The organism is Oceanisphaera psychrotolerans (genome assembly GCF_001870485.1).
Taxonomy (GTDB): Bacteria; Pseudomonadota; Gammaproteobacteria; order Enterobacterales; family Aeromonadaceae; genus Oceanimonas; species Oceanimonas psychrotolerans.
Genome location: NZ_MDKE01000070.1, coordinates 79,829 through 94,024 on the forward strand (window position 1 = coordinate 79,829; position 14,196 = coordinate 94,024).

General features: G+C 58.2%; 11 protein-coding genes and 1 pseudogene. 1 reads left to right on the forward strand and 11 read right to left on the reverse strand.

Going from position 1 to position 14,196, the window contains the following annotated elements; genetic code table 11:
* Positions 1–351: 351 nt before the first annotated feature.
* From pdxR to BFR47_RS17225, 10 genes and pseudogenes are all read right to left on the reverse strand, one after another.
* Complete coding sequence (gene pdxR / locus BFR47_RS17180; protein ID WP_071474195.1) at positions 352–1,818, reverse strand: MocR-like pyridoxine biosynthesis transcription factor PdxR; 1,467 nt, start codon at positions 1,816–1,818, stop codon at positions 352–354.
* A gap of 133 nt (positions 1,819–1,951) precedes the next feature.
* Positions 1,952–3,376, reverse strand: coding sequence for an NAD(P)/FAD-dependent oxidoreductase (locus tag BFR47_RS17185; protein WP_071474196.1), 1,425 nt, complete (start codon positions 3,374–3,376; stop codon positions 1,952–1,954).
* A 41-nt stretch (positions 3,377–3,417) separates the two neighbouring features.
* Positions 3,418–3,813 (reverse strand): nuclear transport factor 2 family protein, encoded by a 396-nt coding sequence (locus BFR47_RS17190; protein ID WP_071474197.1) that lies wholly within the window; start codon positions 3,811–3,813, stop codon positions 3,418–3,420.
* A 266-nt stretch (positions 3,814–4,079) separates the two neighbouring features.
* A complete protein-coding gene (locus BFR47_RS17195; protein ID WP_071474198.1) occupies positions 4,080–4,820 on the reverse strand; it encodes a GntR family transcriptional regulator in 741 nt (246 codons plus the stop codon).
* Positions 4,821–5,008: 188 nt separating this feature from the next.
* A pseudogene (guaD, locus tag BFR47_RS17200) lies at positions 5,009–6,330 on the reverse strand (guanine deaminase).
* Between the two features lie 15 nt (positions 6,331–6,345).
* On the reverse strand, positions 6,346–7,194 hold the full coding sequence (gene xdhC / locus BFR47_RS17205; protein WP_071474199.1) for a xanthine dehydrogenase accessory protein XdhC: 849 nt from the start codon (positions 7,192–7,194) through the stop codon (positions 6,346–6,348).
* Positions 7,195–7,476: 282 nt separating this feature from the next.
* On the reverse strand, positions 7,477–9,873 hold the full coding sequence (gene xdhB, locus BFR47_RS17210; protein ID WP_071474200.1) for a xanthine dehydrogenase molybdopterin binding subunit: 2,397 nt from the start codon (positions 9,871–9,873) through the stop codon (positions 7,477–7,479).
* The gene (gene xdhA / locus BFR47_RS17215) at positions 9,866–11,311 is read right to left on the reverse strand and encodes a xanthine dehydrogenase small subunit (protein ID WP_071474201.1); all 1,446 of its coding nucleotides are present in this window, start codon (positions 11,309–11,311) and stop codon (positions 9,866–9,868) included. Before xdhA ends, xdhB begins: the two co-directional genes overlap by 8 nt.
* A 331-nt stretch (positions 11,312–11,642) precedes the next feature.
* Complete coding sequence (locus tag BFR47_RS17220) at positions 11,643–12,263, reverse strand: TetR/AcrR family transcriptional regulator (protein ID WP_071474228.1); 621 nt, start codon at positions 12,261–12,263, stop codon at positions 11,643–11,645.
* 172 nt (positions 12,264–12,435) lie between these two features.
* A complete protein-coding gene (locus tag BFR47_RS17225; protein WP_071474202.1) occupies positions 12,436–12,867 on the reverse strand; it encodes a GlcG/HbpS family heme-binding protein in 432 nt (143 codons plus the stop codon).
* A 244-nt stretch (positions 12,868–13,111) separates the two neighbouring features.
* Between BFR47_RS17225 and BFR47_RS17230 the strand changes: the two genes are divergently transcribed.
* A complete protein-coding gene (locus BFR47_RS17230) occupies positions 13,112–13,684 on the forward strand; it encodes a superinfection exclusion B family protein (protein ID WP_071474203.1) in 573 nt (190 codons plus the stop codon).
* A 21-nt stretch (positions 13,685–13,705) separates the two neighbouring features.
* Here BFR47_RS17230 and BFR47_RS17235 read toward each other — a convergent pair whose 3' ends face one another.
* Positions 13,706–14,167 (reverse strand): methylglyoxal synthase, encoded by a 462-nt coding sequence (locus tag BFR47_RS17235; RefSeq protein ID WP_071474204.1) that lies wholly within the window; start codon positions 14,165–14,167, stop codon positions 13,706–13,708.
* Between the last annotated feature and the right edge of the window lie 29 nt (positions 14,168–14,196).

Sequence of the window (14,196 nt, forward strand, 5' to 3'; positions counted from 1 at the left end):
TTCAATCCAATGTTCGGTTCAAGCAGGTTTACGTTCGTTATTATTGATTCAGGGCGAATCGCAAGCGCACGGTCATCTTGGTCTCTCCCCCAGGCTTCCCCTCCCGGACGAACTGACTTTCGCGGATGACGCCTGATGGCGTTGATGCGATTCACTGAGGAGTAGAGTAGGAACTGGGGGGGTAACTGAGTAGGACCAGTTACATAACAAGCGTTACGCCAGCAGAAAATCAATTACTATTCAATGATTTAAAATGTAAAGAGGCGCCACTGGGCGCCTTTTAATTAACACTTTATAAACATTGATCATCACCGGAGTAAACCGCTGGCTACCGGCAAGCAGGCGAAGGCCTCAGACCATGTCCTCGATCAGCTCAACCAGTGCCTTGATGCCCGGCCGTATCTTGTCGGCCGGTATCGAGGAATAACCGAGGCGGAAATAATTGAGCGGCGCCGGCTGCTCCTGAAAGTAAATATCACCGGGCTCGATCAGAATGCCCCTGTCGGCCGCCTCCTTGCGCAGCAACCGACAGTCCAGCCCTTCCGGCCCCCGTACCCAGTAACAGGAGCCACCGAAGCTGGGCTGACGGCTGGACGAAGGAAGGTATTCATTCAGCGCCTCCCCCATCGCCTGCCAACGCTCTTCGTAGGCCTTGGCGATATTCATGATCAAGGCGTCGTGATAGCCCCGCTCCAGAAACAGCGCCACCGAACGCTGGTTGTTGGCCGCCGGATGACGCAGGATCAGCCGGCGCAAGGCCCGGGCTTCGCGGATCAGATCGGCGGGACCAACCAGATAGCCCAGTCGCAGCCCCGGCGCCAGCGTCTTGGACAGACTGCCGACGTACAGCACCCGGTCGTTGGTATCCAGGCTCTTCAGTGCCGGTATCGGATTGGTCTTGAAGTTACTTTCGCACTCGTAGTCATCTTCGATGATCAGAAAGTCCTGCTCACAGGCTTTTTCCAGCAGCGCGTAGCGGCGCTCCAGCGGCATGGTCACCGTGGTCGGACACTGGTGGCTGGGGGTGGTGTAAATGGCATCGCAGCCATCGAGCCGCTCATCGACCATCAGTCCCTGCTCGTCGACCGGCAGACTGCGTACCCGGGCCGGATTCATGGTGGCGATATTGCGGATATCCACATAGCCCGGCTCTTCGATGCCGATGGTGCTGTCTTTATCCAGCAGCAGCCGGGCCAGCATATAAAGTGCCTGCTGGGCCCCCACCGTCACCAGGATCTGATCCGCCGAGGCCCAGACTCCGCGCCGTGGCAGCAGCCGGGTGCGGATCTGCTCGATCAGCAACGGGTCATCGGCATCGAAACGATCCGAAGCCCAGTCCCGGATCGCCGGCACGCTCACCGCATCCCGGCAGCACTCGCGCCAGTTGTTGTTGGGAAACAGGTTGGTGTCGAACTGGCCATAAATAAAGGGATAGGGATACTTCTGCCAGTCTTTGGGCTTGGTAATATTGTGCTGGCTACTCGGATTAATCTTGAATTTTCGGCTCCAGTCCGGCAGATGGCCGCCCTCTTTGTTTTTGCTCGGTTGCGGCAGCTCCGGCCGGCGGGACAGGATGTCGGGATTGACGAAATAGCCACTGCGTTCCTTGGCAATCAGATAGCCATCATCCAGCAGGTGTTCATAGGCCAGCACCACCGTATTGCGGGCGATACTCAGTTGTTTGGCCAGCTTGCGGCTGGAGGGCAGTGGACTGTCCGGGGGAATGTTGCCGTTAAGAATGGCGGCGGCAATCTGCTCGCGCAGTTGCTGCTGCAGGCTGGTGGTTTTTTCCGTGGAGAAATGAAACAGCGGGAACATGAAGCGACTTACCTGTCTGCAAGTGAGAAATCAGGCTACAACAATGCCGGGGCACCCTGCGCCATTAGATTACCCATTTGTAACCCAATGTGTGCAAAAGTAAAGCCCCGGCACCGAACGCCTTCAGCTCAGCTTATAAATGCTCGTCTCGCAGCTGGTACCAGTGATACAGCATTCTCTGCCCCAGCCGACGGAAGGGAGCGAACATATGGCCCGGCAATGCCGAATTGTAAATCGGCAGTTCGAAGCCTTCCTTGATACCCGCGACGCGCTGGGCCATGCGCCGACCGGCGTGAGCCGAGAACATGACCCCATTGCCGCCGTAACCCAGCGCGTAGAATACCTGTTCTTTCTCGTCGGGCTGGGCAATGCGCGGCATCATGTCGTGACTCACATCCACCCAGCCCCACCAGGAGTAATCCACCTTGATGCCGTTGAGCGCCGGAAACTTGCGATGCATGCCGTCGATCAGCAGTTGCAGATGCTTGGGGTTGGGTGCATCACTGCCGGTAATGGAGCTGCGGCTGCCAATCTGCAAGCGATTATCCGGCAACTTGCGGTAGTAATGGCGCAGGGTACGGGTATCGGTAATCACCTCGTTGGTCAGGAAGTTACAGTCTGCAATTTCCTGATCCGTCATCGGCCGGGTCACCAGCGAGTTGGACAGTATCGGCATGATTTTGTTGCGCAACTGGCTGTGCAGCCCCTGGGAAGTATAGCCCCCGGTTGCCACCGCCACGGCCCGGGCACGCACAATACCCCCCGGCGTCTTCAGGTAATGGATGCCATTTTTGGTTTCCCAGCCGATCACCGGGCTGGACGGATGTATGGTCGCCCCCAGCTCGCGCGCCATACGGTGATAACCCTGGGCCAGTTTAAGCGGGTGCACACCGATGCCGTCCGGCTCGTGCATGGCCCCGACCGCTTCGGCCTCGTTGACATAGTTGCGGCTCAGGGTGTCTTTATCGAGGATCTCGGTGTGATAGTTGAATTTTTCCCGCAGCACCTTTGCTTCGGCTTCCAGCTTGCGCAGCGCCTTCTCCCGGTGGGCGATGTACAGGTGACCGCCATCCTGAGGGTTACAGTCGATATTGCCATCCCGGATCAGCCCCTTGAAGGTATCGAAGCCTTCCCGCACTTCCTCGTGCATCTTCTGGGCGGTATCCAGACCCCAGCGCTGGATCCACTGGGAACGGCTCAACCGGCCCGAGGCGTTCTGAGCCTGACCACCATTACGGCTGGTGCAGCCCCAGCTGATCTGGTTGGCTTCCAGTACCGTGGCCTTGATGCCGTGCTCCTTGGCCAGAAAAACCGCGCAGGTCAGGCCGGTAAAACCGCTGCCGATGATCGCCACGTCCACGTCCACATCCTGGGTAATGGGGCCATCATCTTCCGGCGGTGTGCCGGCAGTGGCCACCCAGTAGGTGGGCGCATACTGCTGGCCGCGCCCCGGCGTGGCCGCCACCAGCGGATCGTAGGTGGGATCATAACTGTTCAGCACACTTTTGGCCTGAGCCGGCTGGCGGAGATCCGCCTGGGTTTTGTTGGCAATATCCATATTCTTGTTCCCCGGATGAGAAGGTGAAGCCCTGATGATGATTACTGGGGATCCAGCAAGGGACGGTCTTTGCGGAAGGCCTGCTTCAGCACCAGCTTGCCGTCTTTCAGGGTAAAGATATCGACGCCATCAGCCTCGATACGCTTACCATCCGGACAGGTGGCACAGAAAGTCCACTGGGACACGCCCTTGTCACCGGCGGCAAAATGGCTGGTACCCTGCCAGCTGACATCGGGATAGGTGGTCCACACCTTGACGAAGGCGGCGGCCACCTCGGCGGCACCGTTGAAACGGGTACCGTACGCTTCGGCACCGGCGGCGCCCTCAAACACACAATCCTCACTCATGCAGGCCATGACACCTTCGATATCGTGACGGTTGAAGGCGGCAAACAACTGCTCCAGCAAGGCAACGGTTTTCTGATTTTCGGCTGACATGACATTCTCCCTTGGCAACCCCAAACGGGCTGTGCGATGACCATAGATTCAACAGCCGTGGCTGTTGTTTACATGTTCACAACATTAGGAGTCCGGCGACGATGTCGGTAGCGCCAGTTGGACGTCTTGACTTGGACCACGGTATTTTCGAGGCACAGCATCGGCAAAAAGCACCGCAGCAGAGCAGCGGCTTGAACAGGAGAAAAAGCAGGAAAACAGGAAGATAAAAGCAGCGGGGCCGTTGATTTGCCCCGCACTCAGGGGGATTAACGACTACGGCCGGGCTTTTTTTTCACCACACCGGAAAACACCACATGCAGATCGGTGGACGCGGCTTCGTTGTCCAGATTCAGTTTGCCTTCGATATGATCCAGATGCTCTTTCATCATGGCGACGGCCTGCTTCGGGTCACCGGATTCGATAGCCTGCAGCAACGCTTCGTGCTCGTTGAAGGAGCAGTGCGCCTGATGCCCCACTTCGTACTGAGCGATAATCAGCGAGGTCTGTGACACCACGCTGCGCTGGAAGTTGAGCAGCGGGGTATTGTTGGCCATGTGGGCCAGTTCAAGATGAAACTCACCGGAAAGACGAATACCGCTGCCCCTGTCGCCACGGGCAAAGGCGTCCTGCTCTTCCTGCACCATGGCACGAATACGCTGCAGACTCTCGGGAGTCGCGTTCTTCACTGCCAGTTCGATCACCGCCAGCTCTACCACCCGACGGGCGGCAAAGATCTGACGGGCTTCGTCCACACTCGGTGCCGCCACCACGGCACCACGATTGGGCCTGATACTGACCACCTGCTCGTGGGACAGTCGCAACAGGGCGCGACGAATAATGGTCCGGCTGACGCCGAAGATTTCGCCCAGGGCCTCTTCGCTGAGCTTGGTGCCCGGCGCCAGCCGCTGTTCGAGAATGGCGTCGAAGATATGTTCGTAAACAATATCATCCTGGGTATTTGAGCTCGACTTGACGGGTCTTGGCTCCAGTTGACTGAGTGAACTCATGATGTTGGTTTCCGGTTATGGCCTGCATATACGCCAAGGGGGATGCCGCATGCTTGCCTGTTGGTTAAATTTTTATAATCTCGTATACAATATTACTGGCTTTTGAGCAATACGACAGCCGTAATATAAAAGTCTGTGACTGAACACAAAAAACGCCGTGAACCGGCGCTTTTCATGTTTCATCAGACTCAGAGCGGCTTGGGAGTGTCATCCCGCCGATACTGGCAGTCACCGTAAATATAAGTCTCGGCTATCACCCTGTCGTCGCCGAGCATCATCAGCACGAATAATTGTTCGAACAGATTGTGAGCATTATTCATTCGCGTCTGTATCAGTGGGGTCGCATGCAGATCCAGCACCACAAAATCCGCCTCCTTGCCGACCTCGAGATTGCCGATACGGTCGTCCAGGCTCAGCGCCCGGGCGCACCGAGGGTGGCCAGATACAGCGCCTTCAGCGGGTGCAGCTTGTGCTGCTGTAACTGCTGGATCTTGTAGGCCTCGGCGATGGTCTGCAGCATCGAGAAGCTGGTGCCGCCGCCCACATCGGTGCCCAGGCCAACCCGGATCTGCCGGGCTTCCATCGCGGGCAGATCGAACAACCCCGAGCCCAGAAACAGGTTGGAAGTCGGGCAGAAGGAAATCACCGAATCGGTCTCCCCCATACGCTCGCATTCCTCCTGCTCCAGGTGCACCGCATGGGCAAACACCGAACGCGTGCCGAGCAGCCCAAAATTGTCGTAAACATCCAGGTAACCCTTGCGCTCGGGAAACAGTTCCCTGACCCATTCGATTTCCTGTTTATTTTCAGACAGGTGAGTCTGCAGATAGACATCCGGATATTCCTGCAGCAAGCGACCCGCCACGGCCAGCTGGTCGGCGGTGCTGGTGGGTGCAAAGCGCGGCGTCACCGCATAGAGCTGACGCCCCTGCTGGTGCCAACGCTCGATCAATGCCTTGCTGTCGGCATAAGCAGACTCGGGAGTATCGAGCAGATAGTCGGGGGCATGCCGGTCCATCATCACCTTGCCGGCGATCATGCGCATGTTGCGTCGGTCGGACTCGCTGAAAAAGGCGTCTACCGAGGCCTTGTGTACGGTACCGAACACCATGGCGGTCGTGGTGCCATTGCGCAGCAGTTCATCCAGAAAAAAGCTCGCCACCCGACGAGCATGCTCGGGGTCGGCAAACTTGCGCTCTTCCGGAAAGGTATAGTTGTTCAGCCAGTCGAGCAGCTGCTCACCATAGGAGGCGATCATCTCGGTCTGGGGAAAGTGAATATGAGTATCGATAAAACCGGCGGTGATCAGCTTGTTTTCAAAGCGGAGCACCTCAAGATTCGCCGGCTGGCGCGCCAGCACCTGTTCGGCCGGGCCGATATCACAGATATGGCCGTCGGCCACCACCAGCACACCGTCTTCATAATAGGCATGGCTGGCGTCCAGCCCGACCTGGGCCGGATCGGCCAGGCTGTGCAGAATGGCGGCGCGATACGCGGTCGCTTGCGTCATGTAAAGGCTGCTCCTTTAAACTGGGTATGATGAGGACGAAGACGGTACAGCGTCGTCCGCCTCGGGTTTCGCCGCGATACCGGGCACCGTCACCGGCTGCTGGTAGGCGGCAATCAACTCGCCGGCCACCGATACCGCAATTTCTGACGGATGCTTGCCGCTCACCTCGGGCAAGCCAATGGGGCAGATCATTCGGGCCAGCGCCGCCTCATCAAAGCCCCGCTCTTTCAGCTTGTAATCGAACCGCTTGCGCTTGGTGCGCGAGCCGATGACGCCGAAATAACGGGCATCGCCCCGCTTGAGAATGCGGGCACACAGTTCCAAATCGAGCTGATGATTGTGGGTCATCACCAGATAGAAGCTGCCGGCGGGCTGGCCGTTAATCTCGGCCACCGGATCCTCACTCACGATGTTGGTCACACCGGCGGGCAGCTCGGCGGGAAACTCCGCCTCCCGCTCGTCTATCCAGGTTATGCGAAACGGCAGCGTGGCCAGTATGTGCACCAATGCCTTGGCCACATGACCGGCACCGAACAGCACCAGATGATGGCGCGCCCGCACCACCGGCTCCAGCATGATGGTAGCCATGCCGCCACAACACTGCCCCAGACTGGCACCGAGATTGAAGCGTTCCACCTTCATCTGAGGCTCGCCCTGCAGCAGCATGTTTCGCGCCAGCTGCAACGCCTTGTATTCCAGGTGACCACCGCCGATGGTGGCGTAGCAGCCCTGTTCGGTCACCAGCATCTTGGTACCGCTGTCGCGAGGCGTAGAGCCCTTGTGCTCGACCACCGTCACCAGCACGCAGGGTTCGCCCTTGCGTTCCAGCTCGGCCAGCACCTGAATCCAGTTGTCCTTGAACATAACTTCACCTCTACTACCGCCTCTACCACCAACAGCAAACGCAGGCTTTATCTCAGGAGAAACGTCGGATTAAGGGTCTACTCCTCCGACCTTCTGTTTCAGGGATGAAACAGAGAGCGTACATGGGGTGAGCTTGCCTCGCCGTGACGAACTGTTACAGCCTGACCGAACATCCTGTGAATGTTCGCAGCAGGCTGAAACAGTGAGCGGCAACTCCCACAGCGAGTCGACGGAGCGGGCCCTTTGTCCGACTTATGCAACCTGACCAGACTATGCCCGACGTTACTTAGCCAGCACATCCTCGGTCACGGCTTCGTTCTGCTCCACCAGCGCCTGCATCTGCTCCACCGCCCACAACACCCGCTCGGGGGTGGCCGGGGCATCGATATGCGGATATTTCTTGTAATCCGACACGCTGGCCACCGCATCTTTCAGCGCACACCATACCGAGATGCCGAGCATGAAGGGCGGCTCGCCCACGGCCTTGGAATGGAATACGGTGTCTTCCGGGTTCTTGCGGTTTTCCAGCAGTTTGACCCGGAAGTCGAGGGGCGTATCGGCCACCGCCGGGATCTTGTAACCCGCCGGGCCGTTGGTCATCAGCCTGCCCTTGTCGTTCCATACCAGCTCTTCGGTGGTCAGCCAGCCGGCCCCCTGAATGAAGGCGCCCTCGACCTGGCCGATGTCGATGGCCGGGTTCAGCGAGTCACCCACGTCGTGCAGGATGTCGGCGCGCAGTATCTTGTATTCGCCGGTCAGGGTATCCACCACCACCTCGGAACAGGCGGCACCGTAGGCGAAGTAGTAGAAGGGACGACCGGATCCGGTGGCGTGATCGTAATAGATCTTCGGCGTACGGTAGAAACCGGTGCTCGACAGGGAAATCTGGTTGAAGTACGCCTGCTGCACGAACTCCTGGAACGACAGGATCTGATTGCGGATCCGCACGAAGTTGTTCTTGAACACCACTTCTTCCGGGCTGACCTGAAAGTGCCCCGCCGCCCAGTCGATCAGCCGCTGCTTGATGATCTGCGCCGCATTCTGCGCCGCCTTGCCGTTCAGGTCGGTGCCGCTGGAGGCCGCCGTAGGCGAGGTGTTGGGCACCTTGTCGGTGTTGGTGGCGGTGATCTGGATACGATCAATATCCACCTGAAACTCTTCCGCCACGATCTGGGCCACCTTGATGTTCAGCCCCTGTCCCATCTCGGTGCCGCCGTGGTTGAGATGGATGCTGCCGTCGGTATAAATGTGCACCAAAGCGCCGGCCTGGTTGAGGAAGGTAGCGGTGAAGGAAATACCGAACTTCACCGGGGTAATGGCGATGCCCTTTTTCAGGATCGGGCTCCGGGCGTTGAAGGCCTTGATCGCCGCACGACGGTCGGCATAGTCGGAAGATTGTTCCAGCTCCGCCACCAGCTCGTGAATGATGTTGTGCTCCACCGGCTGGTGATAGTGGGTGACGTTGCGATCGTCCTTGCCGTAGAAGTTGATCTTGCGGATCTCCAGCGGATCCTTGCCAAGAACCGAGGCAATCTCGTCCATCACGTGCTCGATGGTCATCATGCCCTGGGGACCACCGAAACCACGATAGGCGGTGTTGGAGGCGGTGTTGGTCTTGCAGCGATGGCCGATCACGGTGGCCTCGCCCAGATAGTAGGCGTTGTCCGAGTGGAACATGGCGCGGTCGACAATCGAGGGCGACAGATCCGGCGAATAACCGCAGTTACCGGCAACGGTAATCTCCGCCGCCTCGATGCGGCCGTTATCGTCGAAACCGATCTTGTACTGGTTGAAGAAGGGATGACGCTTGCCTGTCATCATCATGTCTTCGACCCGCGGCAGCCGCATCTTGGTGGGACGACCGGTAAGGCGTGCCACCACCGCCGCCATGCAGGCGGGGCCGGCGGCCTGGGTTTCCTTGCCGCCGAAACCGCCGCCCATGCGGCGCATGTCGATCACGACTTTGTGCATCGGCACGTCCAGCACGCTGGCCACCAGTTTCTGTACCTCGGTCGGGTTCTGGCTGGAGGTGAACACCATCATGCCGCCGTCTTCGGTAGGCACCACCGAGCTGACCTGGGTTTCCAGATAGAAGTGTTCCTGACCGCCGATATGCAGACTGCCTTCGATCACATGCTTCGCATTGCGGAGCCCGGCGGCGGAATCGCCACGCTGCTGCTTGTGACTCTCGGTCACGAACAGCTCTTTTTCCAGCGCCTCCTCCACCGACAGCACCGCCGGCAGATCTTCGTATTCGACGATGGCCGCCATCGCCGCCCTGCGCGCGGTTTCCAGATCTTTCGCCGCCACCGCCAGTATCGGCTGACCGACATACTCGACCTTGCCATCCGCCAGCAGCGGATCGCCGGCCAGCACCGGGCCGATATCCAGCTCGCCCGGCACATCTTCGGCGGTAATGGCGATGGTCACGCCATCAAACTGGTAGCAGGGAGCAACATCGAGTTTGGTGATGCGGGCATGGGCCCGCTCCGACAGCCGGGCATACAGATGCAGCTGATTGGGGAATTCGAGCCGATCATCGATGTACTGGGCTTCGCCGGCCACCTGCATGGCGGCGCTGTCGTGCGGCACCTTCTTGCCCACGCCGGTCTGCAGGCTCTGTTTGACCCGCTCCATCATCTCGTCGATGGTGAGTGTGTTACGTTGCTTGTTAGACATAAGACGTCACCCTGGTTTCCAGTTTCAGACTCTGCTGCTCGATGAAAAACTTGTAGAGCAGGTTGGTGGCGGTTTTACTGCGGTATTCCTTGCTGGCCCGAAAATCGGACAACGGCTCGAAATCACCGTTCAGCGCCTGCATCGCCGCCTTGACGGTGGCATGATTCCAGGGCTGGCCGAGCAGCGCCTGTTCGCAGGCGGCGGCGCGTTTGGGCACCGCCGCCATGCCGCCGAAGCCGATGCGCACATCGGTCACGGTGCCGCCTTCAATGGTCAGGTTGAAGGCGCCGCACACCGCGGAAATATCGTCATCCAGTCGTTTAGACAGCTTGTAGACCCTGAAGTGCTGGTTGGCCACCGGCTTGGGCACTATCACCTGCTCGATGAACTCGCCCGCTTCCAGCGCGGTCACCTTGTAGCTCAGAAAGTAGGCCTCTATCGGCAGTTCACGACGCCGGTCGCCCTTGCGCAGTATCAGCCGGGCATCGAGGGCCATCAGCACCGGCGGTGCATCACCGATGGGCGAGGCGTTACCGATGTTGCCCCCCAGGGTGCCCTGGTTGCGGATCTGCAGGGAAGCAAAACGGTGCAGCAGTTCACCGAGGTCGGGAAAGACGCGGCTCAGGGCGTCATAGCTGTCACTCAGGCTGCGGGCGGCGCCGATCACCAGCTGCCGGTCGCCTTCTTCCAGTCGTTTCATGTCGGCCACATTGCCCACATAAATCATCTTCGGCAGCTCGCGGTGAAGCTGGGTCACTTCCAGCGCCAGATCGGTCCCCCCGGCCAGCAGCCGAGCGTCCGGGTGCTGCATCAGTAGCGTCGCCAGCTCATCGCTGCTGGTGGGAGAGAAGCACACCTTGCCGTTTCCGTTCAGGGTAACCAGGGTGTCGGTCTGGATCTGATCGAGCCGTGCCAGTACCTCGGCCTCGTAACGGGAGAACTCGTCAGCCAGCTGCGGCTGCTCGGCGATGGCTCTGGCGGCATCGACGATGGGACGATAACCGGTGCAGCGGCACAGGTTACCGGCCAGGGCTTCGAGAATGTCGTGCTTGTCGGCCGCCGGTTTGTTTTTGCTCAGGGCAAACATGGACATGATGAAGCCGGGGGTGCAGAAGCCGCATTGTGAACCGTGAAAGTCCACCATCGCCTGCTGCACCGGATGCAGACTGCCGTCTGTCGACTTGAGATCTTCCACAGTGATCAGCTGCTTGCCGTGCAGCGCCGAAACGAAGGTCAAACAGGAGTTTACCGTTTGATAACGAATATGCTCGCCTTCCCGCTCACCCAGCACCACGGTGCAGGCGCCGCAGTCGCCGGATGCACAGCCTTCTTTGGTCCCGGTCTTGCCCACGCGAGTACGCAGGTAATTGAGCACCGTCATATTTGGCGAGAGGTCTTGTTCCTCCCGCAACTCCTGGTTAAGCAGAAACTTAATCAAGGCTTGCCTCCTTCAGCGAGTACACCGCACACATTGCCCACCACCGGAATGATAGTATCTTTACGTGTAATTAAAGTTAAACTTGACCGGGTAGTCAACAAATATTTTACTATCGGGTAACACCGATGCCGGGTCTGGCCGTTAACCGGTGGCCATGGCTGATGATTCATCAACGATGGATACGGAGATTAACGACGCACTATTGGCCTTGATATAAAGTGTAGCGGGAGCACTGCCGGATAAGGGCGGGAATGACAGTCGGCGGCGGGAGCAGCCCGATGACGTCAGCCGGCGGGTACCGACGTCATCGAACGGGGAAGGCAGGGCCTCGTCAGGAGGCCGGCAAAGATTGCACCCCGCATCCGGCTATCACCAGCCGGGTGATCACCTGGGCCGCCCGTTCGAAATCGTCATCGTCCAGCTCCTCCTTGCCCAACGCCATGGTGATCTGCCAGTTGAAGTCCGCATAGGTCTGGGTCGATGCCCAGATGGCAAACAGCAGATGATGAGCATCAACCGGCGCCATCAGCCCCTGCCCCATCCAGTCGGTCAGCTTGGCGCTCAGGGTACGCGTCTGCTCGCTCAGTCGCGCAATGATATCTTCCGGCAAGTGAGGGGCACCGTGCATGATTTCGCTGGCAAAGACCTTGGAAGCATAGGGGTAGTCTTTCGAAATCATCAGCTTGGACTTGATGTAGGCAGTCAGCGCCATCACCGGATCCCGATATTCGATAAAGGGCGCCGAGGCGGCCAGCAGGGGCTCGGTCACGCTTTCGAGCACGGCACGATAAAGTTTTTCCTTGCTGCCGAAGTAGTAGTAGATATTGGGTTTCGGCAGTTCGGCCAGTTCCGCGATGGCCGCGGTCTTGGTGGCGGCATAACCGTTTTCGGCAAACACCCGGCTCGCGGCACGGATGATGATTTCTTCGTTCTTAACTCTGATCCGGGACATACTGATTTTCAGGCTCCAGGCCATAAAATGAGAAGCTATTTTTGTTAACCATACCGGAATCCAGTAGAAAAGAGTAAAAAAAAGCGCCCACATCCGCGGGCGCCGAAAAATGAGTAACCAAGGTTACCCCTCGACCAAAATAACTCCTTTACCCAGGATATCAGCCGTCGTGTTAGCTGCAATCGGCAGCCAGTTCGGCCAGAGAGATACCCGCCACGGCGCAGGCTTCATCGACGTCCGAAAGATCACCGGTGACCCCTACCGAACCCAGAATGTGCTGTTGCGCGTCACGGATCAGTACCCCACCCGGTACCGGCAGAATATTCCCCTGAGCCAGGACGTTCACAGCCGCCATAAAGGCGGGACGAGCCGCCGTCATTTCGGCAAGACCACGAGAGCTGCGGCCCAGGGCGATGGCACCCCAGGCTTTACCGATAGCGATATCCGGTCTCAACAAACTGGAGCCGTCTTGACGTTGCAGCGACACCAGGCGACCCGCGTTATCCAGCACAACGACGGTGAGCGGCGCGGCAGCAACCTCCAGCGCATGCTGAAAAGCACCACGCGTGATCGTCAGTGCCTGTTCAAGTGTAACTGTACTCATTACCTGGACTCCCTGTCGGCTGTAATAATAGAGATTAATTGAGTACCAATAAAACACAAAACAGACACAATGTTAATATTTTTTGTGCACAATGATTATAAAGGTAATTTATTGCCCGCTTATTCGCCGTCAGGGTATCCGCCCTGGCTTGCCACGTTGTTCCCTTTTTATGGCGTGAGCATGGCATGGGTTTTGCTTTGGTTGCTGCCATGACAGACAGGCGTCTGGAGATGTGGAGAAAGGCATGCTGGATGTAAGACAGATTTCACCGCTTAACTGGTTTATGTGCTGGCTGCTGCTGAGCTGCACCCTGATCACCCTGCTGCCAGCCAGCCTGTTTTCCGGCACCGTTGGTCTCTGGCTGGGTGATTATCGACTGCTGTTTGTACTGGGGATGATTGCGGCCGCGTCCTATTTTTTGTCTCATGCCGCTATCATGCTGTTTCAGCATGTGTTTTATCGCAAACAGCGCCTGATGCAGCAACGATTGCTGAAAGAGTTACTGGACTACCTCGACGCCAGTGAAAAGGCGGTATTGAGAGAGTTCGTCATACAGCGTAAAAGTGTCATAAAATTGCCGGTGACCGAGCCCGCCGTCAAAAATCTGCTGGAACAGGGCATTCTGACCTACGCCTTTGGTGAGCCCGGCGATGCGGGGCTCAGTGCCATCAAACCCCTGACGATCACCATCGCGGCCCGTCCGCTGCTCACCTTCAAGGTACTGGGCCTGAATCCTGCCAATATGACCGAAGAGCAGAAAAACCAGATATTGAACAACAGGCCCAGATACGCCTACAAACAACTGGACCGCAGCTGACGGCCCGATCAGGCGTCGGGCTTATTGCCCGGTTCTCTCCTGCAAATAACCGGCGTAATCGGGGATCTGAATACTGAAATCCCGGCTCATCTGGGTGCTGTCCATCAGCATGTCGGCGGTGGCTATATTGGTCGCTACCGGTATATTCCACACCGTCGCAAGGCGCAGTAACGCCTTCACATCCGGATCATGAGGTACCGCATTAAGCGGATCCCAGAAGAAGATCAGCACATCGATTTTGCCTTCGGCGATCAGGGCGCCGAGTTGCTGGTCCCCCCCCATGGGCCCGGACATCAGACAGCGCACCGGCAGCCCCACCTGCTGACTGAGCATGCTGCCAGTGGTGCCGGTGGCGTACAGGTGATGCAGTTTCAGCGCTTCGGCCCGACGGCCGACCCACTCCAGTAATTGCTCTTTCTTGTGATCATGGGCCACCAGCGCCACATTTTTATGGGCCGGCAATATCCTTTGCGTTTCTTTCATCAATATCCATGTCCTTGCTGAAAAGTCAG